The organism is Rahnella sp. RFA10(1/100), assembly GCF_004195115.1.
Classification (GTDB): domain Bacteria; phylum Pseudomonadota; class Gammaproteobacteria; order Enterobacterales; family Enterobacteriaceae; genus Rahnella; species Rahnella perminowiae.
Window position 1 is genome coordinate 137,402 of the sequence record NZ_SEWR01000003.1, and the last position, 24,209, is coordinate 161,610.

Sequence of the window (24,209 nt, forward strand, 5' to 3'; positions counted from 1 at the left end):
CTTATAAATCGTCTACATAACCCAGACTGCGCAACGCACGTTCGTCGTCTGCCCAGCCGGATTTGACCTTAACCCACAACTCAAGATGGACTTTCGCTTCGAACATGTTCTCCATGTCGTGACGCGCTTCGATCCCGATTGTCTTGATTTTAGAGCCTTTATTACCGATAACCATTTTCTTCTGGCCTTCACGTTCTACCAGAATCAGGCCATTAATGTCGTATCCGCCCCGTTCATTGCTGACAAAGCGTTCGATTTCAACGGTCACTGAATATGGCAACTCTTCGCCCAGAAAGCGCATCAGTTTTTCACGGATGATTTCAGAAGCCATAAAGCGCTGGGAACGGTCAGTAATGTAATCCTCGGGGAAGTGATGAATCGCTTCCGGCAGGCGTTTTCGCACCAGAGCTGCGATGGTATCAACGTTGGTACCTTTCTCTGCGGAGATCGGCACGATATCGACGAAGTTCATCTGCTCACTCAGGAATTGCAAATGTGGCAATAATTTAGATTTATCGGTGACGTTATCAATCTTGTTGATTGCCAGCAGAACCGGTGATTTCAAATCACGCAGTTTGTTGACCACCATTTCGTCATCGGCAGTCCAGTTAGTGCCTTCAACAACGAAGATCACCAGTTCAACATCACCGATTGAGCTGCTTGCAGCGCGGTTCATCAGACGGTTGATGGCACGTTTTTCTTCAATGTGCAGCCCTGGGGTGTCCACGTAAATAGCCTGATAGGGCCCTTCGGTATGGATACCCATGATGCGGTGACGCGTGGTTTGCGGTTTGCGGGAAGTAATGGAGATTTTTTGCCCCAATAATTCATTCAGCAAGGTAGATTTACCGACGTTAGGACGGCCTACGATTGCAACAAAACCACAGTAATTCTTTTCTTCGCTCATTCAAGCTCCAGCTGTATCAGCGCTTGTTCCGCTGCCGCCTGCTCGGCTTTACGGCGACTTGAACCGGTTCCTACAACCGGCTGGCTCAAGCCACTGACCTGGCAGTGGATGGTAAACTCCTGATCGTGCGCTTCACCGCGAACCTGCACAACCAGATAAGAAGGCAACGGCAGATGGCGACCTTGTAAAAACTCCTGTAAACGGGTTTTTGGGTCTTTCTGCTTATCACCGGGACTGATTTCGTCTAAACGACTACGGTACCAATCGAGAATCAGCTTTTCGACGGTCTGGATATCACTGTCCAGGAACACGCCGCCAATGAGTGCCTCCACCGTATCCGCAAGAATCGACTCGCGGCGGAAACCACCACTTTTCAATTCGCCCGGTCCTAAGCGTAAACATTCGCCGAGATCGAATTCACGTGCCATTTCCGCGAGCGTATTTCCACGTACCAGCGTAGCACGCATACGACTCATATCGCCCTCGTCTACGCGAGGAAAACGATGATACAACGCGTTAGCAATGACATAACTAAGAATTGAGTCACCCAGGAACTCTAAACGCTCATTGTGTTTACTGCTTGCGCTGCGGTGAGTCAGTGCCTGCAATAAAAGCTCCTGCTGTTGAAAAGTGTAGCCCAGCTTCCGCTGAAGCCTGTTTATTACGATGGGATTCATGAGTTACCAATAGACTAAGAATGCGTCAAAAACTTCAGCATACGGAACAGGCCTGCTTCGCCCTAAGCCAATCCAAAGCTGTTTCGTTTGCAGTGGCTCCCTCAGTTCGTTTTAAATTAAAACGTAAAATCAGGGGAGCCAACTTTTATCGCCCGAAAGGATATTCTACAACGAGTGGAAATATAATGCTGCGGTAATAGGCACCATTAAATTAATGAATTCCACCGATTCGGCTTAAACGAACACCGGTAGGCCATTCACCTTCCTGTTTTTTAAAGCTCATCCAAATTGCGGAAGCTTTACCCACTAAGTTCTGTTCCGGAACAAAACCCCAGTAACGGCTGTCAGCGCTGTTATCACGGTTATCGCCCATCATGAAATAATGGCCGGCCGGCACCACCCAAGTTCCCAGTGGCTGACCCGGTTGCTGATAATAAGCACCCAGTTGGTCACGCGCGCCTGGTACGGTCAGAATACGATGCGTCACATTACCCAGGGTTTCATTGCGCTGCACAAGACGGACGCCATCTTGTGGCACGTTGCTGGTCGGTGGCGTTTCAAAGAAACCACTGCTGGCTTCGCCACCTGAAGACTGACCAAAAGTCTGTACGAAATCACTGGCAACGCCGGTGTCATATGTCACCGCCAGTGCGGTGGTGCAATTTTTGCCGGTTTCACAGGCAGGCTGAACGGTCACCTGCTTGCTGAACGGATCATATGTCACTTTGTCACCCGGTAAGCCTACCAGACGTTTAATATAGTCCACGCTCGGATTTTGCGGATATTTAAATACCACAACATCGCCACGTTTCGGCTCACCCGTTGGGATCAGCTTAGTCTGCGTAATAGGATCTTTCAGGCCGTACGCATATTTTTCAACCACAATGAAATCGCCAATAAGCAGCGTTGGCATCATGGAGCCGGACGGGATCTGGAAAGGCTCATAAATAAATGAACGCACCACAAACACAACCAACAATACCGGGAATACCGAGGCACAGGTTTCTACCCAGCCCGGTTGCTTCGCCACTTTGTTCAACGTTGAATCGTCAACAGCACCACCCGTTTCAGCCTTAATTTTAGCAATTTTAGCCCGGCGTGCAGGTGCCAGCTTGAAACGATCAAGGCACCAGATAATCCCAGACACCAGCGTTGCAATCGCCAGAATCAGGGCAAACATGTTAGCCATGCATACTCCCTACAACTCAATTAAGGGTTTACTTGCTGTCTTTACCCACGTGAAGAATGGCCAGGAACGCTTCTTGTGGTAACTCGACGTTACCCACTTGTTTCATGCGTTTCTTACCATCTTTCTGTTTCTGCAAAAGTTTTTTCTTACGGCTGACGTCGCCGCCATAACATTTGGCGAGAACGTTTTTACGTAATTGCTTCACGGTTGAACGGGCAATGATATGAGCACCAATCGCCGCCTGGATAGCAATATCGAACTGCTGACGCGGGATCAGTTCCTGCATCTTCTCGACCAGCTGGCGTCCACGGAACTGGGAATTGCCACGGTGAGTGATCAGCGCCAATGCATCCACACGGTCGCCGTTGATTAGAACATCAACACGCACCATGTCAGAAGCCTGAAAACGTTTGAAATTGTAATCAAGTGACGCATAACCGCGTGACGTTGACTTCAGGCGGTCAAAGAAATCGAGTACGACTTCCGCCATCGGGATTTCATAAGTCAGTGCGACCTGATTGCCGTGGTAAACCATGTTGGTCTGTACGCCACGTTTTTCAATACACAACGTAATCACGCTGCCCAGATATTCCTGAGGCATCAGCATGTGACACTCGGCGATAGGCTCACGCAGTTCCAGAATGTTATTCAACGCTGGCAGTTTAGACGGGCTGTCTACATAAACAGTTTCGTTGCTGGTCGTCAGAACTTCATAAACTACGGTCGGTGCCGTGGTGATCAGATCCAGATCGTATTCACGTTCCAGACGTTCCTGAATGATTTCCATATGCAACAGCCCCAGGAAACCACAGCGGAAACCGAAGCCCAGCGCAGTAGAACTTTCTGGTTCGTAGAACAGTGAGGCATCATTGAGGCTCAGTTTGCCTAACGCATCACGGAAGTTTTCATAATCATCTGAGCTGACCGGGAACAGGCCAGCATAAACCTGCGGTTTCACTTTCTTGAAGCCAGGCAGTGCTTTGTCAGCAGGCTGACGAGCCAGAGTCAGTGTGTCCCCTACTGGTGCGCCGAGAATATCTTTGATCGCACATACCAGCCAGCCAACTTCGCCACAGTTCAGAATGTCTTTATCGACACGTTTAGGCGTGAAAATACCCAGACGATCGGCGTTATAAACCTGTCCGGTACTCATCACTTTAATTTTGTCGCCCTTTCTCATGGTACCGTTTTTGATACGTACCAGAGAGACAACGCCGAGATAGTTATCGAACCATGAATCGATGATCAACGCCTGCAGTGGCGCATCAGGATCACCTACCGGCGGTGGCACATCACGTACCAGACGCTCCAGCACCTCCGGCACACCGACACCGGTTTTCGCAGAACAGCGGACAGCATCCGTAGCATCAATACCCACGATGTCTTCGATTTCCTGCGCAGCACGATCCGGATCAGCGGCCGGTAAGTCGATTTTGTTCAGAACCGGCACAACTTCCAGATCCATTTCCATTGCCGTATAGCAGTTTGCCAGCGTCTGGGCTTCCACACCCTGCCCTGCATCCACGACTAATAACGCCCCTTCGCAGGCGGCGAGAGAACGGGAAACTTCATAGGAAAAGTCGACATGGCCCGGTGTGTCGATGAAGTTCAGGTGATAAACCTGACCATCTTTCGCTTTATAGTCGAGCGTCACGCTTTGCGCTTTGATGGTAATGCCGCGTTCACGCTCAAGATCCATCGAATCGAGGACCTGCGCTTCCATTTCACGGTCGGATAACCCGCCGCAAATTTGAATAATACGGTCTGACAGCGTCGACTTACCGTGGTCAATGTGGGCAATAATGGAGAAATTTCGTATATGCTTCATTATAAAAGTTTTTTTACCTTGGTATTTCTGAATCATTCGCCATGAACATACAGCGACGGTTTGTAGGTTGGCTGTCTTTCGCCTAAGTCGCAGCATTCTACATGCCAGCACCGTGAAAACCTAGTCTCGCCACATCCTAACTCCAGATTATGCGAGCTTTCTCAGGACGAAATCTTTATATTTTCATTTGTTTTCATTACCCGGGTGACTGTGTGCCTCCTAGGTTTGACCCCATCAGGTATTTCGTGCGTGTGCCGCATGCCGTTTGGTTTTAGGAAAATCCCCATATACACAAACCCGTATTGAAACTTAATATATTGTTATAAAAGAAATTACATAATTTCAAACATTTAAAGCTCTTATTCGCCTTCTTCCATAAATATCTTTTTCTTTTTAATTCAATCCGGTTACAAGGTTATCACTATGATCAATGAAGGGCGGCTGCTCAGTCAGCATGGCTTTGCCAAAGCCAACTCTTGGATCACTCTGGTCCTGTCTGTATTGTTATTGATCGGCGGTGCAGTGCAGATTGCATTTTTGCTGGCCTTTGGCCAGACCGCTGAGGGACTGCATACTGTAATTTTGTCCGCTCTGCTCAGTATTGCCCTGGGTATTGTCCTTATCCTGCTGCGACGTCTGATACGGCCAAATCAAATCTATCAGCTTCATGAAAACGGTATTTTAGTTATAAGCCAGACCGATAAGAAAAACCGTTTTATCCCTTTTGACCGCATTATGGATATATATCGCTTCAGAACCGGGAAATACACACGCCGTATTTTAAACACAATGATATTCCGCGAGGAAGACAGCAAAGTCTGGCACCGAATTACGCCAAACATCGCCAATTCGGAAAGATTAATTGAAGTGATTAAAAATGAACAGCTGATGTATCGTGGCCCCTGGGCCTTAAATACCCTGGCGCAGGGAGGGGATATTCTTTTTACCTATCTGATCAATCCACATTCCGGATTGAAAAGATTTATCGGCGCTAACCTGCTGGCGTTGAACGAAAAAAAGATACACCTGAGCGCCCTGGTATTAACCACCGATGAAGGAAAGAAAGTGCCTGTTGAGGATATTCAGTTTATCAGTGGCGGCAGCAACAGCCCGCTGATACGTCTGCTGGATAAACACGGCCGCATCCTTTTCTCTGTTGAATATACATCGCTTTCAAGTGCAGATCTTTTCATCGCACTGATCGAACATATGATCCAAAACCGTATACCCGTCAGAAATTAAAAATGACACAGTGTTAGCAAACACTGTGTCATTTTTATGCATGGCAAGAAGCAGAATTAAGCAGGGAGTTAACTGTCAACCGAATAACGGAAAGCGTCAGGTGGCAAACCCACCTGCAAAATCACAGGCTGGTAGCCTGCTTTACTATCCATTTTCGCAGCCAGTGATTTGGCTATCAGAAATCCTAATCCGCCCCCCAGCACAGCACCAACAACCGCATATACATCTGCTTTCAGCACGGCTTGCAATACGCCGCCACCTGCAATCACACCAACAAGTGGCGTCATATAAACCAGCAACGCCGAGCGCAACAGGTTCCCTTCCTGTATTCCCAGTTCAACTTTCTGACCAGGTACAAGAGGTTCGTTAACGCTGACCTGGAGGTTATGTTCAGTTTGCGGCCCTAACTCATTCAATACGCGAGCGCCACAGCCTGAACGTGAATGGCAGCTACTGCAACCCGCCTGTGTTTCACAACGCAGTGTCGCAATACCGTCTTGCCACGACACAACCGTGGCCCATTCTTTCATCATGTGATCACCCTGTATTTCTGCCACTGAGGCCGTTATTTCTGTTAAACGCTATTTTGCTGAGAAAACAATGCTCTCGGCAATACGTTTGGCCGTTGAAGGAGGAAGTTCACCGACGACAGTGATTTCATTGCCATTACGTATTTCGGTTTGCACGGTTCTGCGCCCTTGCCTGATCAATTGCTCAGAAGGACCACTGGTTGTTGCACTGATATTGACAGAGAAACTAAACAGTCCGTCTGTGTACAACCGGGATTCTATCGATACAGGCATATTTGGCAAGTTCCGGCGGCTACTTGCCACCTCCGTCACGCCATCTGGCAGCCATTTTATTTGCCAGTCAAACTTCACCTGCTCAGAGGCAGGTAAAGACAGCACAGGTGGTAAACTCGCTTTTTCGAGATCAACAACCGTTCCAATGACTTGTTGTCCTTCATCGAAACTGATGACGCGGAACTGCTCCAGTGTTTCACCGTCACGATCCAGTAAATCGACACGCATCGGCAGTTTCGTCTGCTCATCGATCCATATGACATAACTAAATCGGGTACCATCGCGGGACACAACACGGATCACCTGACTCAGACGATCGGCTGCACGTGCACGGCCTACGGCAATAAAATCGTAGTATTTAGTCAGAAGAGTGAAATCGCTAAAGACGATAGAAGGCAGGGAATCAACGATATGATCGCCGTCCAGCGTAAAGGGCTGTAAACCGGTCTCAAAGTAGCTGATGTCTTTCCCACGCTGGACAATTTCACGGCGCGGTCCATCCATCAGAACCAGTTGAGCGAGCGGAGTTTGATGAGAAACAGCATGACGATAGCGAAAGGAATCAATCCCTTGCTTCGTGATGTTGATAAAACCCATTTCATAATTCAGCGTTTGGGAAGCTTTGCCCATCTCTTGTAGTAACGCCTCGGAAGGTGAATCTGCCGAGGCGATACCAGGAGTAAGCACGCTGCCCGCCGCTAAACAAACGGCAAACCAAATTTGCTTCATTACTGCGTTTGCGTTCCTAAAGACTGAGTTCCTGGGACCTGAACAGCGGCTTGCTGAGGAGTAACAGGTTCAAGTTGAAGCTGCTCTGAATGCAAGCGGCGCTGCAATTCGTAATCCTGCAACATCGCATTAATGCGTTTACGTTGCTCCTGAACATTTTGTTGCCCGCTGGTGGTATTGCCTTCATTTGGCACGCCGAAGCTCACCGGAGAAGCTTTACCCATCATAGGCAATGTATTGAACGCTGGCGTTTCCGGAGAAGCCCCTGATGCGTCAGGCTGGTTATAATGCTGAACACCAACAATAACAGCGAGTGAGACACAAGCCGCCACGCCCACCTGAGTCAACTGGCTCGCCCATGGGCGCACCTTCTGCCAGAATGGCATTTTTTGCCAGGTATGAGGCTGAGGTTGTGATTCGGTTGCGGAACCCGGTACCAGTTTTACCGGCTCATTTGCCAGCGCTGCGGCCACACGGTCTGCGATATCCAGATGCAACACGTTCCCAATATCACCGCGTAGCGTATCGCGGATCAAATGATAACTCTGCCAGTCTTGCTGAAGCCTGGTATCAGTTGATAATGAACTTAACAGTTCAGTATCAATGGCTTCACCATCCATCAGAGCGGAAAGCTTTTCTTTCTGCATGCCTAAGTATCCTTCCTGTGTCCGTCATCTCTAACGCTGGATGAGCGGTTGAACTTTGTTATCAATTGCTTCCCGGGCACGGAATATACGTGATCTCACTGTACCCACCGGACAATCCATGATGGCGGCTATTTCTTCGTAGCTCAATCCATCCAACTCCCTCAAGGTAATCGCCATACGGAGATCTTCGGGAAGTGCTTCAATAGTACGGAAAACGACCTGCCGTAATTCTTCAGACAACATCAAGTTCTCAGGGTTCGAAATTTCTTTAAGGGCACCGCCATTTTCGAAATTTTCGGCTTCATTCGCATCGACATCACTGGATGGCGGGCGTCGGCCCTGAGCGACTAAATAATTTTTCGCTGTGTTGACTGCAATACGATACAGCCAGGTATAAAAAGCACTGTCGCCGCGGAAAGATTCCAGCGCACGATACGCTTTAATAAAAGATTCCTGAACCACATCAGGCACATCGCCTTGTGGTACATAGCGGGATACAAGGCTCGCTACCTTATGCTGGTAACGAATAACCAGTAAATTGAACGATTTTTGATCACCCTTCTGGACCCGCTCAACCAGAACCTGATCGGCTAACTGCTCGCTCATCCGAGGTAAAATCTCCCCAAAACTTTCTCCGCGCTTAAAATCGTACTGCCAGCTTTCATCATTATATTCCTGAGCAAGTACTGCTTGGAGTTCACATGAAACATTAAGTTCCACATCGCCATTGTTTTTTCTATTGAAGTCTCAAGCCCGTGGCTTTTGCACGGAGGTTTAGGCTAACATGAATTTCCCTCTTCTTCTGCAAACATCATACGTTATGCAACCTTCATCTGAATTTGTTAGCGATGTATTGATAATCGGAAGTGGCGCTGCGGGCCTTTCTTTGGCTTTGCGACTTGCAGACCACTGTCATGTCACTGTTCTCAGTAAAGGCCCACTCAACGAAGGCTCAACATTCTATGCCCAGGGCGGCATTGCCGCAGTTTTCGACGAAGCAGACAGCATTGCCTCACATGTTGATGACACATTGATTGCCGGCGCGGGCTTATGCGATAAAGAAGCTGTTGAATTTATCGCGAGTAATGCACGTCATTGCGTCCAGTGGTTGATCGACCAGGGCGTACTGTTTGATACCGAACCTAATACCAGCTCAGAAGAGCGTTATCATCTGACTCGCGAAGGCGGTCACAGCCACCGTAGGATCCTGCATGCTGCTGATGCTACAGGTAAAGAAGTAGAGACTACGCTGGTTGGGAAAGCAAGAGCCCACGCTAATATTTGCGTGAAAGAGCGCTATAATGCCGTTGATTTAATCACCTCAAGCAAGCTTGGATTGCCCGGGACACAACGCGTTGTTGGCGCATATGTCTGGAACCGTGATAAAGAGCATGTTGAAACGCTCCGTGCCAAAGCCGTTGTACTGGCCACGGGGGGCGCTGCCAAGGTTTATCAGTACACGACCAATCCTGATATTTCATCAGGCGATGGCGTCGCCATGGCGTGGCGTGCAGGCTGTCGTGTGGCCAATCTTGAATTCAACCAGTTTCACCCGACCTGTCTCTATCATCCTCAGGCACGCAACTTTCTGCTGACGGAAGCATTGCGCGGCGAAGGAGCCCTGCTCAAACGCCCGGACGGCACCCGTTTTATGCCGGATTTCGATGAGCGTGGCGAACTGGCACCGCGCGATGTCGTGGCGAGAGCCATCGACCATGAAATGAAGCGTCTTGGCGCTGACTGCATGTATCTGGATATCAGCCATCGTCCGCCGGAATTCATTAAACATCATTTCCCGATGATTGATGAAAAACTGCAATCACTGGGTATTGATCTGACTAAAGAGGCCATTCCGATTGTTCCGGCTGCCCATTATACCTGTGGTGGTGTCATGGTCGACCAGCACGGACGCACCGATCTCGATGGGTTGTATGCCATTGGCGAAGTCAGTTGTACCGGCCTGCATGGCGCAAACCGTCTGGCCTCTAATTCACTGCTGGAATGCGTAGTTTATGGCTGGTCAGCGGCGGAAGACATCATCAAACGTTTGCCGCATGCCCGGCTGGCCAAAAACATCCCGCAATGGGATGAAAGCCGGGTGGATAATTCCGATGAACAGGTTGTCATTCAGCATAACTGGCATGAACTGCGGCTGTTTATGTGGGATTACGTCGGGATCGTGCGCACAACAAAACGCCTTGAGCGCGCATTGCGCCGCATCATGACGCTGCAACAGGAAATTGACGAGTATTATGCAAACTTTCGTATTTCCAATAACCTGCTGGAACTGAGAAATCTGGTGCTGGTGGCCGAGTTGATCGTCCGCAGTGCCCTTGAGCGCAAAGAGAGTCGCGGACTGCATTACACGCTGGATTATCCTGATTTACAGGAAAATCCGCAGCCCACTATTTTGCAGCCGTAGTATTTACCGAAATACTGCCAGGAAAGTGCGAAGGAACGCACTTTTAAAAGCTCAGACATCCGCTAATAATTCAGATAAAAATCAGTAATCAGCGCACAAAAAGCTTCACTGTAGACACCTTCCGATTTTCGCAGCGCCAGTTCCTCATCAACCCGTTCAACGGATTGCCTTGATAAGGTGAGCAGTAACCGGTTTAGCGGTTTTCCCGGCCGATCGCGTACGGCCATCCGCCATGCGCTGAACCAACCTTGCCGGTGAGCCAGGGTTTCAAACGCCAGCCCGATGTCGTACGGTAAAACAACGCAGAACAATCCCTCTGGCGTGATCAGATTTTTCGCGCATTCCAGCAATGTGTCGTGCGTCAGAGTTTCGGTGTAACGGGCCGCATTGCGGGCTGCATCGCGGCAGGCCACCGCCGATTCAAAGTAAGGCGGATTACTGACAATCAGATCGTATTCAGACGGATGCTCTGCGGCATACGCAGTGATATCTTGCGCATACACCGCCAGCCTCGTCGCCCAGACTGATTCGCGGAAATTCTCATCAGCCTGCGCGGCGGCGGAAGGTTCCAGTTCGACGGCATCAATACGGGTTTGAGCCTGACTGCGTTGCGCCAGCATCATGGCAATCAGACCGCTGCCACAGCCAATATCGAGCACGCGCCGTGCCTGGCTGACCGGCGCCGTGGCACCGAGCAGAACACCGTCGGTACCCACTTTCATCGCACAACGGTCATGCGCAACGAAAAATTGTTTAAAGGTAAATCCGTTACGCCGTAAAGTTTTTGCAGAACTGACTTCTTTTGTCACTCATTTCACCGTAATAACGCCAGCCAACAGGGCCGGGAACGAAAACTGTCGTAGCATAGGGCAAAGAGAAGCAGAGTAAAAGCCACGCAAACCGCTTAAATAGGTGAAGATCGCGTCTAACACGTCTATAATCGGCGCCCCAAGTAGAGGTAGACCATGACTGTAACCACTTTTTCCGAACTCGAACTCGATGAACGCCTGATTGAAGCCCTTGGCGACAAAGGCTATAGCCGTCCTACTGTCATTCAGGCAGAGGCCATTCCGCCAGCAATGGACGGACGCGATGTGTTGGGTTCGGCTCCTACCGGCACCGGCAAAACAGCGGCATTCCTGCTGCCTGCATTGCAGCATTTGCTGGATTTCCCGCGTAAGAAATCGGGTCCGCCACGAATTCTGATCCTCACGCCAACCCGTGAACTTGCTATGCAGGTTGCTGAACAAGCGCGTGAGTTAGCCAAACATACCGAACTGGATATCGCCACCATCACCGGCGGCGTGGCTTATATGAACCACGCCGAAGTGTTCAGCGAAAACCAGGACATCGTTGTGGCAACCACCGGTCGTTTGCTGCAATACATTAAAGAAGAAAATTTTGACTGCCGCGCAATCGAAACCCTGATCCTTGATGAAGCCGACCGCATGCTGGATATGGGTTTTGCTCAGGATATAGAAACGATTTCTGCTGAAGCACGCTGGCGCAAACAGACGTTGCTGTTCTCCGCAACGCTGGAAGGGGAAGCCATCCGTGAATTCGCAGAGCGTATCCTGACTGAGCCGGTAGAAATCGAAGCCGACCCGTCACGTCGCGAACGCAAAAAAATCCTGCAATGGTATTATCGTGCCGACGATGTAGCACATAAAACCCAGATGCTGATCCATTTGCTGAAACAGGAAGATGTCACGAAATCCGTGATCTTCGTGCGCAAGCGTGAACGCGTGCATGAGCTGGTTGCCTGGCTGCGACAGGCAGGGATTAACTCCTGTTATCTCGAAGGCGAAATGGTACAGGTGAAACGTACCGAAGCCGTCAAACGTATGGTTGAAGACCGCGTTAACGTCCTCGTTGCGACCGACATTGCAGCCCGCGGCCTGGATATCAACGATATCAGCCACGTCTTCAACTTTGATCTGCCGCTGACCGCTGATATATATCTGCACCGTATCGGCCGAACAGGTCGTGCCGGTCGCAAAGGTACTGCGATTTCCTTCGTGGAAGCACATGACCATCTGCTACTCGGTAAGATTGGCCGTTACCTTAACGAGCCGCTGAAAGCCCGTGTGCTGGACGAATTCCGTCCTAAAACCAAAGCCCCGAGCGAAAAAGTCACCGGTAAGCCGTCGAAGAAAGTGCTGGCGAAACGCAAAGAAAAACAAAAAGCGGCACAGGAAAAGTCGAAGGTGAAAGTTAAAGTTCGCCATCGTGACAGCAAAAACGTCGGCAAACGCCGCGTTAAACCTGACGCGGTAAAAGACGCCGCTAAATAGACATCGGCCTGGCTGGATGCAAAGAAAAACCGCCCCGTGTGAACGGAGGCGGTTTTTTTATAGCTCAAAACTTAAAACTCAGGAGCGATTACAGGCTTTCAGTGAAAGTACGGGTAATCACGTCACGCTGCTGCTCTGCAGTCAGTGAGTTAAAGCGCACCGCATAACCAGACACACGAATAGTCAGTTGCGGATATTTTTCCGGATGCTTAACCGCATCTTCCAGCGTTTCACGGCGCAGTACGTTAACATTCAGGTGCTGACCCCCTTCCACACGCACAGTCGGTTGGATTTCCATCGGCACTTCACGGTATTCAAACTGGCCAAGATCGCTGACAGCGACGATCTGATCTTCCGCAAAACCCGCTTTTGCACAAACGCAGCGTGCTTGCGCTTTTTCATCATCGAGCAGCCAGAAAGAGTTTTTCAGCGCTTCATTGTTGCTTTTAGTAATTTGGATCCCGGTGATCATATGTTGCCTCCGTTGTTGGCTACGATACTGTTAATTGATTGGCGTAAGGTTTGAACGACAACCTGTTTTCCTGTTATCAGATATAACAGCAGAGCACCCCCGTGTTCTTTGATAAATATCAATCTTTTCCTTGTGGGTATTTCTCACCCGCAGCATATTTATGTTTTATATCAATTTTTCCAAGATGCCAGATTAAATTATTTTGTAAATTATCAAAAAAATTTGCATAGAACGTTAAGCTGCACATAAATAGCAGCAAAAGCGCGCACGGGTTTAACTCATCAGGATGAGCAGGTAAGCTACAGTCAGTTAAAATTACCTTCACAAGGAGAGCGTTAATGTCCACTACTCTCACCTGGCATGACGTACTCGGTCAGGAAAAAGAACAACCCTACTTCGTTGATACGCTGAAGTTTGTCGCTGCCGAACGCGCGGCAGGTAAAACCATTTATCCGCCACAACAGGATGTGTTTAATGCCTTCCGTTCTACCGAACTGGCAGACGTTAAAGTCGTTATTTTGGGTCAGGATCCTTACCACGGCCCTAATCAGGCGCATGGTTTATCGTTTTCCGTTCGCCCGGGCATTCCCGCTCCCCCTTCTTTAGTGAATATCTATAAAGAACTGATGACCGATATTCCCGGCTTCGAACGGCCTTCTCATGGCTATTTGCAGAGCTGGGCAGATCAGGGCGTCTTGTTGCTCAATACCGTGCTGACTGTAGAAGAAGGTAAAGCACATTCACATGCCAAACTGGGCTGGGAAACATTCACTGACAAGGTGATTGCCGCGCTCAATGAAAACCGTGAAGGGGTCGTCTTCTTGCTCTGGGGCTCTCATGCGCAGAAAAAAGGCAATATTATTGACCGCAACCGCCATCATATTTTGAAGGCACCCCACCCTTCTCCGCTTTCTGCACACCGGGGTTTTCTGGGATGTAAGCATTTCTCGCAGGCGAATGCCTTACTGGTGGCCCAGGGGCTGGCACCCATTGACTGGGTGCCGAGATTACCGGAATAAAAAAGAGGCACCCGCAAAGGTGCCTCTTTCATTATCTCAGTCTGCGTGAAACAGAATCAGGCTTTGGCTTTAGAAACCGCCACCATGGCCGGACGCAACAGACGGCCGTTCAGCGTGTAACCCTTCTGCATCACCATCATTACGTGATTAGGTTCCAGCTCTTCGGATTCCATCATGGTCATCGCCTGGTGCAGTTCAGGATTGAATGGCACATGGATATCTGCCACCACTTCCATACCGAACTTGCGGACAGCATCCAGCAGGGATTTCAGGGTCAGCTCGACGCCTTCAATCAGACCCGCCAGTTCTGCATTCGATTTATCAGCCAGATCCAGCGCACGTTCCAGATTATCAATTACCGGTAACAGTTCACCGGAGAATTTCTCCAGCGCGAACTTATGCGCTTTCTCAATATCCATCTCGGTACGACGGCGGATATTTTCCACCTCCGCTTTCGCCCGCAGCAGGCTGTCACGCTCACGCTGCTGAAGTTCTTTCAGCTGCGCTTCCAATTCAGCAATACGTTCATCGCGGGGGTCAACGACATCTGCCGCCTGAGTTTCCGCTTCCGTATGCAGCTCTTGTTCCTGCTTCAGTTCTTCAGAGACTTGCTCGTCAGGTGTCTTATGTTCTTTACTACTCATGAATCTCTCCGCGTTTTAGCATTAATCTTGCTAGTTGGCTTATTATGGGGATCAAAACCGGGGTTTCAAGGTTTGGTTTTTAATGAAACCGGTCATAATGCAGGAGTCATCACACCCTGCTGAGGATAACCACAGCGATGAATAAAAAATTTGAGTGCATTGGGATTGTCGGACACCCCCGCCATCCTTCCGCACTTGCCACCCATGAAATGCTTTACCACTGGTTAATCTCAAAAGGTTATCAGGTGATCGTCGAACGTCAGGTGGCGCAAGATTTAGCCCTGGAAGGCGCACAGACGGGGAGCCTGGCTGAGATCGGCAAACTGGCAGATTTAGCCGTGGTCGTCGGCGGTGACGGTAATATGCTGGGTGCGGCTCGCGTGCTGGCCCGCTATGACATAAAAGTCATTGGCATTAACCGGGGAAATCTCGGTTTTCTGACCGATCTGGATCCGGATAACGCTTTGCAACAACTCGATGACGTGCTGCAGGGCGAATACATCAGCGAGCAACGCTTTCTGCTGGAAGCGATGGTGCGCTGCAAAGATCAGCAATGTCGCGTAAGCACCGCCATCAATGAAGTGGTCCTCCATCCGGGGAAAGTGGCGCATATGATTGAATTTGAAGTTTATATTGACGACAAATTCGCTTTTTCCCAGCGCTCTGATGGCCTGATCATTTCCACACCAACCGGTTCTACCGCTTATTCGCTCTCAGGGGGCGGTCCGATCCTGACACCCACTTTGGAAGCGATCGCGCTGGTGCCGATGTTCCCGCATACGCTCTCGGCGCGCCCGCTGGTCATCAACAGCAGCAGCACCATTTGCCTGCGGTTTTCGCACATGAGCAATGACCTTGAAATCAGCTGTGACAGCCAGATCGCCCTGCCGATACAGCCGGGTGAAGAAGTGATTATCCGCCGCAGCGAGTTTCACCTGAATCTGATCCATCCTAAAGACTACAGTTATTTCAATACATTAAGTACAAAACTTGGGTGGTCGAAAAAACTTTTCTGATCGGATAAAAATAATTCGCCAGCCTCTTTACTGTATATAAAACCAGTTTATACTGTATGTAATTACAGGTCTGTTGTTATGTACAGGAAGGTGATCATGCTGGCGCAATTAACTATCAGTAACTTTGCCATTGTCCGCGAATTAGAAATCGATTTTCATGCTGGTATGACAGCAATCACCGGTGAAACGGGTGCCGGTAAGTCCATCGCTATCGACGCGCTCGGGCTGTGTCTGGGCAATCGTGCGGATGGCAGTATGGTACGCCTCGGTGCCAGCCGTGCGGATATCTGTGCGCGATTCACCTTAGCGGATACTCCTTCGGCGAAATACTGGCTGACTGAAAATCAGCTTGATGAAGGGCTGGATTGTCTCTTACGCCGGACTATCAGCAGCGATGGCCGTTCGCGCGGCTTTATCAATGGCACGCCCGTCCCCCTGTCACAGCTACGTGAACTGGGTCAGCATTTGATCCAAATTCACGGACAACACGCTCATCAGCTTCTGCTCAAACCTGAGCATCAGAAAGATTTACTCGACGCTTATTCCGATCAGCCCTTATTGCTATCAGAAATGCGCAAGGCTTACCAAAACTGGCATCAGAGCTGCCGTCAGCTGGCACAATATCAGCAACAGATGACTGAGCGAGAATCGCGCCGTCAGTTGTTGCAATACCAGTTGAAAGAGCTGAATGAATTTGCTCCCCAGGCAGGGGAATATGAGCAAATTGATGAAGAATACAAACGCCTGGCTAACAGCGGACAACTGCTTTCCCTGAGCCAAAATGCGCTTTATTTGCTGGCAGACGGTGAAGAACAGAATATTGTCAGTCTGCTCTACAGCGCCCGTCATCAGTTGGCTGAACTGGCTGAGCTCGACAGCAAAATGAATGAGCTGATCATCATGCTTGACGACGCGTCTATTCAGGTCAGTGAGGCCAGCGATGAATTACGTCATTACAGCGAACGTCTGGATATGGATCCAAACCGTTTATTCGAGCTGGAGCAGCGCCTGTCCCGCCAGATGAATCTGGCCCGTAAACACCATGTCAGTGCTGAAGAACTCCCTGAACTACATCGTCAGTTGCTCGAGGAGCAGCAGGCGCTTGATGATCAGGAAACCAATCAGGCTGAACTGAGTGAAGCCGTACAGCACCATTATCAACAAGCCGTGGCTATTGCTGAGCAGCTGCATGAAAAACGGCAGTATTTTGCCGATGAGCTCACGCATCTGATTACGCAAAGTATGCAGGCGCTCTCCATGCCACACGGTAAATTTAAGATTCAGGTTCAGTTCGAACCCGAACATTTAAATATGGAAGGGGCAGATCGCCTCGAGTTCCAGGTCACCACCAACCCGGGGCAGCCGCTTCAGGCTCTCGCAAAAGTAGCCTCCGGTGGCGAATTGTCGCGTATTGCGCTGGCTATTCAGGTGATCACGGCGCAGAAAATGGAAACGCCGGCGCTGATCTTTGATGAAGTAGATGTCGGTATCAGCGGCCCGACGGCTGCGATCGTCGGTCGTCTGTTGCGTCAGTTAGGCGAATCAACGCAAGTGATGTGCGTCACTCACTTACCGCAGGTTGCAGGTTGTGGTCATCAGCATTATTTTGTCAGCAAAGAAACAGACGGTGAAGTGACTGAAACCCAAATGAATCGCCTTGATAAGAAGGCGCGTTTGCAGGAACTGGCACGTCTGCTGGGCGGAAGTGAAGTAACCCGAAACACGCTGGCCAACGCAAAAGAGTTACTCGCAGCGTAAAAATCTCAACTTTTTTACAGTTCAGCGGTCATACAGGTGCTCCGCAAAGGTTTCAAACTGATGAAAGGTCTATTATCATCGGCATCTTATGCCCTAAAGGAATGTAATGACTATGCGCTGTAAAACGCTAACTGCCGCCGCTGTAGCTCTTGTAATGCTTACTGCGGGCTGTTCCACTCTGGAAAAGGTGGTTTATCGGCCTGACATCAATCAGGGGAACTACCTCTCTCCTGCTGATGTTCAAAAAATTCATACCGGTATGACTAAACAACAAGTTGCTTATGTTCTCGGCACGCCGATGTTGCATGACCCGTTTGGCAGTAATGTTTGGTATTACGTGTTCCGTCAGGAACCAGGCCATGAAGGTGTCACTCAGCAGACATTAACGCTGACCTTCAACGAGTCTGATACGCTGACCAACATCGACAACAAACCGAAGTTGAGCGATCAAAAATAAATCGCCCCGGTGTGATGGTCTCTGGTTATCACCAAAAATCATCTTTCAGGGTAAAAAAATAAGGCGCCTGAGGCGCCTTATTTTTTAGAACGTTCGGCGCGTATACGCCTTAACTCTTTCGGATCGGCAATCAGAGGCCGATAAATTTCAACGCGATCACCATCATTGACTGTATCCGCAAGCTTCACCGGCCGGCTGTAGATACCTAGCTTGTTCTGTTTTAGATCGATATCCTGGCGCAGTTCAAGTAAACCGGAAGCCTTCACAGCCTGCTCGACGCTGCTCCCCTCTGCCAGTTTTACCGTTCGCAGATACTGGCGTTCCGGTAAAGCGTAGACCACTTCAACGCTGATCTCAGACACTGTAGACCTCTTTCGCGCGCAACGTGAAGGCCTGAACCATGCTGCCAGCCAGTTCTTTGAAGATTTTACCGAAGGCTAACTCAATCAATTTATTTGTAAATTCAAAATCAAGGCTGAGCTGAACTTTGCAGGCGTCCGGGCTAAGTTCGATGAAATCCCATCCGCCGGTCAGTTTACGGAACGGGCCATCCACCAGTTGCATATCAATACGTTTATTGCTGATTAACGTATTTTTGGTAGTAAAAGTTTTACTGATGCCTGCTTTGGAAACATCAACCGCTGCGGTCATCGACGAATCGCTGTTTTCCAGAATGCGGCTGCCGGTACAACCGGGCAGAAATTGCGGGTAAGCATCGACATCATTTACTAAGGTGTACATCTGTTCCACGCTGAACGGCACAAGCGCAGAACGACTTATCTGTGGCATATCATTTCCCAGGTGTCATAAAACGTACAGATAATACCATTTATCCACGCGGTAATAAAAACTACGAAGCACAGGGCGCCACAAACAGGAAAAACATCCGACTCTGACTGCGTGGGGATTTCAATCGGCATCGCTTACAGTATAATAAGTGTCACTATGACAAAGAAAAAAGCACATAAACCCGGTTCCGCGACTATCGCGATGAACAAACGCGCTCGCCATGAATATTTCATTGAAGATGAAATCGAGGCGGGGCTTGCTTTGCAGGGATGGGAAGTCAAATCGATGCGTGCTGGTAAAGCAAACATCACTGACAGCTATGTCACATTCCGCGACGGTGAAGCCTTTCTTTTTGGCGCAACCATTCAACCTCTCAATGTGGCGTCGAGTCATATCGTCTGTGACCCGACACGCACAAGAAAACTGTTGCTGAAAAAACGTGAGCTGGAAACGTTGTTCGGCAAGGTCAGCCGCGATGGTTACACCGTCGTCGCGCTTTCTATGTACTGGAAAAACGCCTGGTCCAAAGTAAAAATTGGCCTGGCGAAAGGTAAGAAAGAGCACGACAAGCGCGATGACATCAAAGATCGTGAATGGAAAGTAGACAAAGCACGTATCATGAAGAATGCAAACCGCTAAGCCTCTGGCTTCGCATGGTGTTTTTCTGATATACTGCACAACAGTACTTGGGGCTGATTCTGGATTCGACGGGATTTGCGAAGCCCAAGGAGCATGCCGAGGGGCGGTTGGCCTCGTAAAAAGCCGCAAAAAAATAGTCGCAAACGACGAAAACTACGCCCTAGCAGCTTAATACCCTGCTCAGAGCCCTCTCTCCCTAGCCTCCGCTCTTAGGACGGGGATCAAGAGAGGTCAAACCTAAAAGAGATCGCGTGGACACCTTGCCTGGGGTGAAAGCGTTAAACCCAATCAGGATAGTTTGTTAGTGGCGTGTCCATCCGCAGCTAACCGGCGAATGTAAAGATTGGACTAAGCATGTAGTGCCGACGGTGTAGTAATTTCGGACGGGGGTTCAAATCCCCCCAGCTCCACCAATTAAAACAAGGGGTTACGCGGAAGCGTGACCCCTTTTTCATTTCAATGGCGACAAAGTGGCGACAGATATCTAACATCCCATCACCTAAAATCCATAGGTTTCTGGTTCTAACCGTGAGCGGGAAACTAAATGTTAGCTAAATAGAACTTACGCATAATCCTTACCTGAGATTCATAACATTCAAACCTAAATTGCGAGGCAATATGGCCACGAAATATCAGATTGAGTTAGCGTTGAAAGCAGTCTTGTTAGAACTAAAACATCTTAATTTGGATCTTCATACAATACGAGACAACGCCATTCTTAGGATGCACCAGAAGAATCTCAGTGTGAAAGAAGGAGCTATTGCAGAGAAGGAGGGGGCTGAAGATAAACTTTTTGAGCTTGTGCTTCAAATTGCAGGTGATGATCCAAGAGCAGCAGGGAAGAAATCAAGTATCGAAGAGTTTTGACATTAGTGCCGCCTGCTCTTGCATGCGGCACGCTATTTCTTACTTTTGCTGCTAATGCCTACCTTTTTCCTTAGGATAAGGCAACCCCATAGGTAAACGCCATTCACCTTTGAGGCATTCGTAACGCCTCCGTTCTATCCATCTGTTAGCCAGCCAACAAAAATTTGCATATATTTTGGGGTTAACTTTCTGTCTTTCTTTTATGTACGGCCTGCACCCTACGTACAAGTTTATAACTGTCGATCCATAAACTTTGTATAGGAAACGTTCATCAAATAATCCATGGCGGATCGCGTTGCCGCAACGCTCCCATTCGTTAAAAACAGTCATCAAGGCGCGAGCTTCTTTTGTTTGCCGAACAGAATTATAGCCCCAGTGCTGCATTGTTTTTTTGGCATCTTTTTTCAATAAAGACAGCAAAATTTGCCATGCAGCATCTACTTTATCGCTTCTCTTATACGACGACTCAAAATCAAGTGAGTTCTTTTCTCGCGAGGTCTGACGGTTCTTTCGAATAGTTACAATGGCAACTATAAGCGCGATTAGTGCAGCAACTACATTACTAAAAAATGTCGGACTTGAAGCCCAAAGATCCACAATGAACGCTTTCATTTTCAATAGTTTTGCTGAATTAAGAATACAAAAAAGGTGGGGTAAAAACCCCACCTCTCATAAAATCATATGATTACTAACAATTAGGACAGACCCCAATCCTCTTCGCGATATATGCTTTTCATATTTTCGACTCCGGTTAGTTGTTTTTTTATACTTAAAATCTCTTGGACGACCTTTATACACTGGGTAGATGGGAACAACAAGTCCAGCCCAAAAAGATTTCAGTTCAAGGTTAGTTGCATACCTAGCATGACACCCAGCTTAGCCTCACCCCTTATGTTGTTATCAAGGATAGCAAATTCAAGCCACACCCTCACACCTTTTGATGTTCTTTACATTCAAATACCTTTAATCAATGACTTAAGTATAGCACATACTCAATGAGCAAGGATTTTAAACATAACTAGTTTGTTGTAAGCAAAGTCATAACATGTTCAAAATGTTTTGAAGTAATGGCCAATGGCGCAGTCATACGCAGCATGTTCAGAATTTTGCGGAAGGAACGATAGAGACACCCACCTTTTGCCATCGTGGTAAGAAACATCCCATTGCCTGCCCACCGGCCAGATTGCATACACCGGGTTGCCTTGATTCCCGAAAACCTGTCTCCTGGTTAACTTCTCTCCCTTCGCCATGAAATAAATCACCGCACTGCAAATTTTCAACGAACGCATAAAATCCACCTTTTGCCGCTTTTGCTCTGCCGTCGCTGAATTAATTTTACTGTATATAATTACAGTATAGCAATTACACAAATTTCAGTTTTACAAAATACCCGCCTCCCACCCGCAGACCGCGCCACGCCTGACCAAATAGTATTTTCGGGCAAACTGGTTTGATCTTCCTAACGATCCGTCAGATAGACAAAAACTAAACAATCTCATTAAATTTCAATTGTTTGATATTTTCCCTCGATCCTCCACAGATCCAGAAAACTGAAATTTACTGAAATTCTTTTCAATCTTTTCAGTTTGGGAATGACGGGAAAAGCCCAGGCACGGCGCGTCCTGGCGGGCTGGTTTGTAGAATTTTAAAACTGAAAAAAATTACCAACGCAAAAAGCGCAGGCGGGTGCGGTGTAGTGCAATTTCCGTCTGGTCTTGCTTTGTTTCGTGTCCGCGTGGCCGCACTGGCTTACACAGGCGGCTTGATCGTTTTGAGAGGGTTCAAGGTGTTAAATGGAAAGCTGCACGGCGCTGCGTGCGGTTGAAGCGGGTTATTTGCAGGCAATAAAAAGCCCGCACGCGGCGGGCTTCATTAAGGATTTTTTATTGTGGGGTGTAACCAATTACCGTAAAACCATCAGCATCAATGTCTGACTTATTTACCAACGTAGCGGTTTTCCTGATTGCGCTAGCTTTAATATATTCGATGGTTCCAAGAGTCGCCCACCGTTTAGATGTTATCAACTCATCAGATGTAATGTCATACATACAGAACTGATAGATTTCTACTCGTGATTCAGTTCCAACCTGTTGCTGAAAGGCCATGTAATTCTCCAAATAATTAAGTGACTAATTAGATAGTTGTCCCTTGCTAACCGATAACCGGATCATATTTCTCCTTGAGTGTAGTCGCTTTGATGCCTGTGTCTGTGATGGCCAATGCATTTAACGGCGTGCCAGTATTGTTATGAGAATGTGCGGCTGTCAGCTGTGCCAGCTGCTTTACCACGTCCAGGGTATCAAGCATTAATTGGCAAACGTTGATTGACTGGCTGCCTATCCACACCACCGGTGCAATCACTTCCTGACGGGTGCCCGCTACACTACTGCGCAGCTTACCGACCTTTTCAATCAGTTGGCCAATCACGTTGGTTTCCGCGTTGCCCTGGATACTGGTCACATAATTGGCCTGGGTGGCCAGGCTGTAATCTCCCTGAGCAATCTGCACAATTGCCCCAGCCATCAGGGTAGCTTTGCCCAACACCGTGGTTTTGTCCGTGGCTTGCACGGTGGTTTCCCTGGCCACCAGTTTGCGCGTTTCATCATCGGCTGTGACAACCCGGCTCATGGACGTTTCACGGATCACCTGATCGGTTTGCCGTTCCCAATCGCCCGCCACCGTCACCCGCTGCGATACACCATCACGCTGCTGTTGCAGCTGTTCGCCATACTTCACGGCGGGCAGGCTGTTGCCCTGGGCAAGCGTTTGACGCACAAACGGCTTATCGGCGCGACCACCATTAAACCCGACTTCTACCAGCGTGCCAGGTGGGGGAAACTGAAACATCCCGGACTCACCGCCCGCCATCGGCAATGGCAGCGGCACGGCCGGATAAAGCGGTGTATCTTTTGCCGGATTGCCGTCTGCGTCTAACAGCTGCAAGTCCACGGCATAACGCGGCCTGAAGGGATCGGCAATGTTGCCGTTGCTGACGTCTTCGCTGGGCGCTTCCACCCTGGCGAATTGCGGCAGGTGCAAGCCGCTGGCCAGCTCTGGATAATTGCTTTCAACCTGACGTTGAAACGGCGTTTTCTGCAATGCCTGGCCGGTGGCTTTGTTGCGCGGCGTCCAGGTGATTTCCATATCATCATTATGCAATCTGACCTTAGTCAAACGCTGACCGTTCACCTCTACACCGGGGCGCAAAGACTGGATCAGCGGCACGGTCATGGCATTGCCACCGGCAACGCTTTGGTTAAATTCGGCGGGGATGTCTACCGGCTTACCGGCAAATAGCGCATCAGCGGCCGCCCCGACAAAAACGCCACCGTCGGGCAGCTGATACCACACGTAATCGGTAATGCTGAACGCTTTCCCCAGGTTGGCTAACAGCTGATAGCCGGTGCCGGAATGGGTGAAATGGGGGATCGGCGTGTCATTATACGCGGCACTTTCAGCCAGGGAAAACGTCAATCCGCTTTCCTCAGTCAGCCAGCCGGTGATTTGTCGCAGCGTGGGATGCTGAAAAGAGCAAGGCCACAGGCGTTCAAAAATGCCAACAAGCTCACGCACAAAAAGCCGCTGATAGCCATTTTCCGCAGGCTGCGAACGTTCAACAAAACCGGTAAACCAGCGCAACACCAGATCGTGATAACCCACGTCCAGGCGCACCAGTTTGCCGGTGTAATCTTCATCCGTCTGCGCGGTGATAAATCCCCGACCGCAGGCGCTCAACTCTAACGCCAGATTTGCGTCCACCAGGTGCGTGGCCGCGTTCGACAAATACAACCGCTTAATGGGTTTCATCCC

General features: G+C 49.1%; 27 protein-coding genes and 1 other RNA gene. 11 read left to right on the top strand and 17 right to left on the bottom strand.

Annotated features, from left to right (window positions below; all coding sequences use genetic code 11):
• Position 1: 1 nt before the first annotated feature.
• The 4 genes from era to lepA form a co-directional block, all read right to left on the bottom strand.
• Positions 2-907: a GTPase Era gene (gene era, locus ETV65_RS11025; RefSeq protein ID WP_129952898.1), complete on the bottom strand. Its 906-nt coding sequence runs from the start codon at positions 905-907 to the stop codon at positions 2-4.
• On the bottom strand, positions 904-1,584 hold the full coding sequence (gene rnc, locus ETV65_RS11030; protein ID WP_015698392.1) for a ribonuclease III: 681 nt from the start codon (positions 1,582-1,584) through the stop codon (positions 904-906). The genes era and rnc overlap by 4 nt, the downstream gene beginning before the upstream one ends.
• Positions 1,585-1,795: 211 nt before the next feature.
• Positions 1,796-2,773 (bottom strand): signal peptidase I, encoded by a 978-nt coding sequence (lepB, locus tag ETV65_RS11035; protein ID WP_129952899.1) that lies wholly within the window; start codon positions 2,771-2,773, stop codon positions 1,796-1,798.
• Positions 2,774-2,801: 28 nt separating this feature from the next.
• Complete coding sequence (gene lepA / locus ETV65_RS11040; protein ID WP_129952900.1) at positions 2,802-4,601, bottom strand: translation elongation factor 4; 1,800 nt, start codon at positions 4,599-4,601, stop codon at positions 2,802-2,804.
• A 423-nt stretch (positions 4,602-5,024) separates the two neighbouring features.
• Between lepA and ETV65_RS11045 the strand changes: the two genes are divergently transcribed.
• Positions 5,025-5,843 carry a DUF6585 family protein gene (locus ETV65_RS11045; RefSeq protein ID WP_129952901.1) on the top strand — a complete coding sequence of 273 codons (819 nt, stop codon included), beginning with the start codon at positions 5,025-5,027 and terminating at the stop codon, positions 5,841-5,843.
• A 68-nt stretch (positions 5,844-5,911) separates the two neighbouring features.
• On the opposite strand, the gene rseC is transcribed toward ETV65_RS11045, so the two are convergent.
• From rseC to rpoE, 4 genes are read right to left on the bottom strand one after another with little or no spacing between them, the layout of a single operon-like run.
• Positions 5,912-6,376: a SoxR-reducing system protein RseC gene (rseC, locus tag ETV65_RS11050; protein ID WP_129952902.1), complete on the bottom strand. Its 465-nt coding sequence runs from the start codon at positions 6,374-6,376 to the stop codon at positions 5,912-5,914.
• Between the two features lie 48 nt (positions 6,377-6,424).
• Positions 6,425-7,375, bottom strand: a complete 951-nt coding sequence (rseB, locus tag ETV65_RS11055; protein WP_129952903.1) for a sigma-E factor regulatory protein RseB — start codon at positions 7,373-7,375, stop codon at positions 6,425-6,427.
• Positions 7,375-8,022, bottom strand: coding sequence for an anti-sigma-E factor RseA (gene rseA / locus ETV65_RS11060; RefSeq protein ID WP_129952904.1), 648 nt, complete (start codon positions 8,020-8,022; stop codon positions 7,375-7,377). Before rseA ends, rseB begins: the two co-directional genes overlap by 1 nt.
• Positions 8,023-8,052: 30 nt before the next feature.
• A complete protein-coding gene (rpoE, locus tag ETV65_RS11065) occupies positions 8,053-8,628 on the bottom strand; it encodes an RNA polymerase sigma factor RpoE (protein ID WP_129953316.1) in 576 nt (191 codons plus the stop codon).
• 214 nt (positions 8,629-8,842) lie between these two features.
• Here rpoE and nadB point away from each other — a divergent pair, with 214 nt between their 5' ends.
• Positions 8,843-10,444, top strand: a complete 1,602-nt coding sequence (gene nadB / locus ETV65_RS11070; protein WP_205951583.1) for an L-aspartate oxidase — start codon at positions 8,843-8,845, stop codon at positions 10,442-10,444.
• 62 nt (positions 10,445-10,506) lie between these two features.
• On the opposite strand, the gene ETV65_RS11075 is transcribed toward nadB, so the two are convergent.
• Entirely contained in the window at positions 10,507-11,166 is a 660-nt protein-coding gene (locus ETV65_RS11075; RefSeq protein WP_205952705.1) for a methyltransferase, read from the bottom strand.
• A 243-nt stretch (positions 11,167-11,409) separates the two neighbouring features.
• Between ETV65_RS11075 and srmB the strand changes: the two genes are divergently transcribed.
• Positions 11,410-12,738 carry an ATP-dependent RNA helicase SrmB gene (gene srmB, locus ETV65_RS11080; protein ID WP_129952907.1) on the top strand — a complete coding sequence of 443 codons (1,329 nt, stop codon included), beginning with the start codon at positions 11,410-11,412 and terminating at the stop codon, positions 12,736-12,738.
• A gap of 88 nt (positions 12,739-12,826) precedes the next feature.
• Here srmB and grcA read toward each other — a convergent pair whose 3' ends face one another.
• Positions 12,827-13,210: an autonomous glycyl radical cofactor GrcA gene (gene grcA, locus ETV65_RS11085; RefSeq protein ID WP_129952908.1), complete on the bottom strand. Its 384-nt coding sequence runs from the start codon at positions 13,208-13,210 to the stop codon at positions 12,827-12,829.
• Positions 13,211-13,328: 118 nt separating this feature from the next.
• On the bottom strand, positions 13,329-13,556 hold the full coding sequence (locus ETV65_RS11090) for a hypothetical protein (RefSeq protein ID WP_129952909.1): 228 nt from the start codon (positions 13,554-13,556) through the stop codon (positions 13,329-13,331).
• On the opposite strand from ETV65_RS11090, the gene ung reads away from it, so the two are divergent.
• Complete coding sequence (gene ung / locus ETV65_RS11095) at positions 13,549-14,229, top strand: uracil-DNA glycosylase (protein WP_129952910.1); 681 nt, start codon at positions 13,549-13,551, stop codon at positions 14,227-14,229. The two genes, ETV65_RS11090 and ung, sit on opposite strands and share 8 nt — an antisense overlap.
• Positions 14,230-14,285: 56 nt before the next feature.
• Here ung and grpE read toward each other — a convergent pair whose 3' ends face one another.
• On the bottom strand, positions 14,286-14,873 hold the full coding sequence (grpE, locus tag ETV65_RS11100; protein ID WP_129952911.1) for a nucleotide exchange factor GrpE: 588 nt from the start codon (positions 14,871-14,873) through the stop codon (positions 14,286-14,288).
• 137 nt (positions 14,874-15,010) lie between these two features.
• Between grpE and nadK the strand changes: the two genes are divergently transcribed.
• From nadK to bamE, 3 genes are all read left to right on the top strand, one after another.
• Positions 15,011-15,889 (top strand): NAD(+) kinase, encoded by an 879-nt coding sequence (gene nadK, locus ETV65_RS11105; RefSeq protein ID WP_129952912.1) that lies wholly within the window; start codon positions 15,011-15,013, stop codon positions 15,887-15,889.
• A gap of 96 nt (positions 15,890-15,985) precedes the next feature.
• On the top strand, positions 15,986-17,647 hold the full coding sequence (recN, locus tag ETV65_RS11110) for a DNA repair protein RecN (RefSeq protein ID WP_165383726.1): 1,662 nt from the start codon (positions 15,986-15,988) through the stop codon (positions 17,645-17,647).
• Positions 17,648-17,759: 112 nt separating this feature from the next.
• A complete protein-coding gene (gene bamE, locus ETV65_RS11115) occupies positions 17,760-18,104 on the top strand; it encodes an outer membrane protein assembly factor BamE (RefSeq protein ID WP_037040188.1) in 345 nt (114 codons plus the stop codon).
• A gap of 77 nt (positions 18,105-18,181) precedes the next feature.
• Here bamE and ETV65_RS11120 read toward each other — a convergent pair whose 3' ends face one another.
• Positions 18,182-18,466, bottom strand: coding sequence for an RnfH family protein (locus tag ETV65_RS11120; RefSeq protein WP_129952914.1), 285 nt, complete (start codon positions 18,464-18,466; stop codon positions 18,182-18,184).
• Complete coding sequence (locus ETV65_RS11125; protein ID WP_120506496.1) at positions 18,459-18,893, bottom strand: type II toxin-antitoxin system RatA family toxin; 435 nt, start codon at positions 18,891-18,893, stop codon at positions 18,459-18,461. Before ETV65_RS11125 ends, ETV65_RS11120 begins: the two co-directional genes overlap by 8 nt.
• Before the next feature lie 156 nt (positions 18,894-19,049).
• On the opposite strand from ETV65_RS11125, the gene smpB reads away from it, so the two are divergent.
• The 3 genes from smpB (at position 19,050) to ETV65_RS11140 (ending at position 20,399) form a co-directional block, all read left to right on the top strand.
• Positions 19,050-19,532, top strand: coding sequence for an SsrA-binding protein SmpB (gene smpB, locus ETV65_RS11130; RefSeq protein WP_129952915.1), 483 nt, complete (start codon positions 19,050-19,052; stop codon positions 19,530-19,532).
• Between the two features lie 49 nt (positions 19,533-19,581).
• Positions 19,582-19,945, top strand: a transfer-messenger RNA (tmRNA) gene (gene ssrA, locus ETV65_RS11135).
• Positions 19,946-20,150: 205 nt separating this feature from the next.
• Positions 20,151-20,399, top strand: coding sequence for a hypothetical protein (locus ETV65_RS11140; RefSeq protein WP_129952916.1), 249 nt, complete (start codon positions 20,151-20,153; stop codon positions 20,397-20,399).
• A gap of 51 nt (positions 20,400-20,450) precedes the next feature.
• Here the strand turns inward: ETV65_RS11140 and ETV65_RS11145 are convergent, their stop codons facing one another.
• Together ETV65_RS11145 and ETV65_RS11150 are read right to left on the bottom strand one after the other, a co-directional pair.
• Entirely contained in the window at positions 20,451-21,011 is a 561-nt protein-coding gene (locus tag ETV65_RS11145; protein ID WP_129952917.1) for a DUF4760 domain-containing protein, read from the bottom strand.
• 437 nt (positions 21,012-21,448) lie between these two features.
• Positions 21,449-21,688 carry a hypothetical protein gene (locus ETV65_RS11150; protein ID WP_129952918.1) on the bottom strand — a complete coding sequence of 80 codons (240 nt, stop codon included), beginning with the start codon at positions 21,686-21,688 and terminating at the stop codon, positions 21,449-21,451.
• A 504-nt stretch (positions 21,689-22,192) separates the two neighbouring features.
• Here ETV65_RS11150 and ETV65_RS24920 point away from each other — a divergent pair.
• Positions 22,193-22,333, top strand: coding sequence for a hypothetical protein (locus ETV65_RS24920; protein ID WP_165383727.1), 141 nt, complete (start codon positions 22,193-22,195; stop codon positions 22,331-22,333).
• Positions 22,334-22,550: 217 nt separating this feature from the next.
• On the opposite strand, the gene ETV65_RS11160 is transcribed toward ETV65_RS24920, so the two are convergent.
• Positions 22,551-24,206, bottom strand: a complete 1,656-nt coding sequence (locus tag ETV65_RS11160) for a hypothetical protein (protein ID WP_129952919.1) — start codon at positions 24,204-24,206, stop codon at positions 22,551-22,553.
• Positions 24,207-24,209: the final 3 nt, after the last annotated feature.

Bases quoted from the DNA above. Each gene is read 5' to 3' on its own strand.
- grcA (WP_129952908.1), bottom strand. From the start codon at position 13,210: ATGATCACCGGGATCCAAATTACTAAAAGCAACAATGAAGCGCTGAAA.
- smpB (WP_129952915.1), top strand. From the start codon at position 19,050: ATGACAAAGAAAAAAGCACATAAACCCGGTTCCGCGACTATCGCGATG.
- ETV65_RS11145 (WP_129952917.1), bottom strand. From the start codon at position 21,011: ATGAAAGCGTTCATTGTGGATCTTTGGGCTTCAAGTCCGACATTTTTT.
- lepA (WP_129952900.1), bottom strand. From the start codon at position 4,601: ATGAAGCATATACGAAATTTCTCCATTATTGCCCACATTGACCACGGT.
- ETV65_RS11075 (WP_205952705.1), bottom strand. From the start codon at position 11,166: ATGAAAGTGGGTACCGACGGTGTTCTGCTCGGTGCCACGGCGCCGGTC.
- rpoE (WP_129953316.1), bottom strand. From the start codon at position 8,628: ATGAGCGAGCAGTTAGCCGATCAGGTTCTGGTTGAGCGGGTCCAGAAG.
- ETV65_RS11125 (WP_120506496.1), bottom strand. From the start codon at position 18,893: ATGCCACAGATAAGTCGTTCTGCGCTTGTGCCGTTCAGCGTGGAACAG.
- rseA (WP_129952904.1), bottom strand. From the start codon at position 8,022: ATGCAGAAAGAAAAGCTTTCCGCTCTGATGGATGGTGAAGCCATTGAT.
- ung (WP_129952910.1), top strand. From the start codon at position 13,549: ATGTCCACTACTCTCACCTGGCATGACGTACTCGGTCAGGAAAAAGAA.
- rnc (WP_015698392.1), bottom strand. From the start codon at position 1,584: ATGAATCCCATCGTAATAAACAGGCTTCAGCGGAAGCTGGGCTACACT.
- ETV65_RS11150 (WP_129952918.1), bottom strand. From the start codon at position 21,688: ATGCGTTCGTTGAAAATTTGCAGTGCGGTGATTTATTTCATGGCGAAG.
- nadB (WP_205951583.1), top strand. From the start codon at position 8,843: ATGCAACCTTCATCTGAATTTGTTAGCGATGTATTGATAATCGGAAGT.
- ETV65_RS11045 (WP_129952901.1), top strand. From the start codon at position 5,025: ATGATCAATGAAGGGCGGCTGCTCAGTCAGCATGGCTTTGCCAAAGCC.
- grpE (WP_129952911.1), bottom strand. From the start codon at position 14,873: ATGAGTAGTAAAGAACATAAGACACCTGACGAGCAAGTCTCTGAAGAA.
- lepB (WP_129952899.1), bottom strand. From the start codon at position 2,773: ATGGCTAACATGTTTGCCCTGATTCTGGCGATTGCAACGCTGGTGTCT.
- srmB (WP_129952907.1), top strand. From the start codon at position 11,410: ATGACTGTAACCACTTTTTCCGAACTCGAACTCGATGAACGCCTGATT.
- rseC (WP_129952902.1), bottom strand. From the start codon at position 6,376: ATGATGAAAGAATGGGCCACGGTTGTGTCGTGGCAAGACGGTATTGCG.
- era (WP_129952898.1), bottom strand. From the start codon at position 907: ATGAGCGAAGAAAAGAATTACTGTGGTTTTGTTGCAATCGTAGGCCGT.
- ETV65_RS11140 (WP_129952916.1), top strand. From the start codon at position 20,151: ATGGCCACGAAATATCAGATTGAGTTAGCGTTGAAAGCAGTCTTGTTA.
- rseB (WP_129952903.1), bottom strand. From the start codon at position 7,375: ATGAAGCAAATTTGGTTTGCCGTTTGTTTAGCGGCGGGCAGCGTGCTT.
- ETV65_RS11160 (WP_129952919.1), bottom strand. From the start codon at position 24,206: ATGAAACCCATTAAGCGGTTGTATTTGTCGAACGCGGCCACGCACCTG.
- bamE (WP_037040188.1), top strand. From the start codon at position 17,760: ATGCGCTGTAAAACGCTAACTGCCGCCGCTGTAGCTCTTGTAATGCTT.
- ETV65_RS24920 (WP_165383727.1), top strand. From the start codon at position 22,193: ATGGAAAGCTGCACGGCGCTGCGTGCGGTTGAAGCGGGTTATTTGCAG.
- nadK (WP_129952912.1), top strand. From the start codon at position 15,011: ATGAATAAAAAATTTGAGTGCATTGGGATTGTCGGACACCCCCGCCAT.
- recN (WP_165383726.1), top strand. From the start codon at position 15,986: ATGCTGGCGCAATTAACTATCAGTAACTTTGCCATTGTCCGCGAATTA.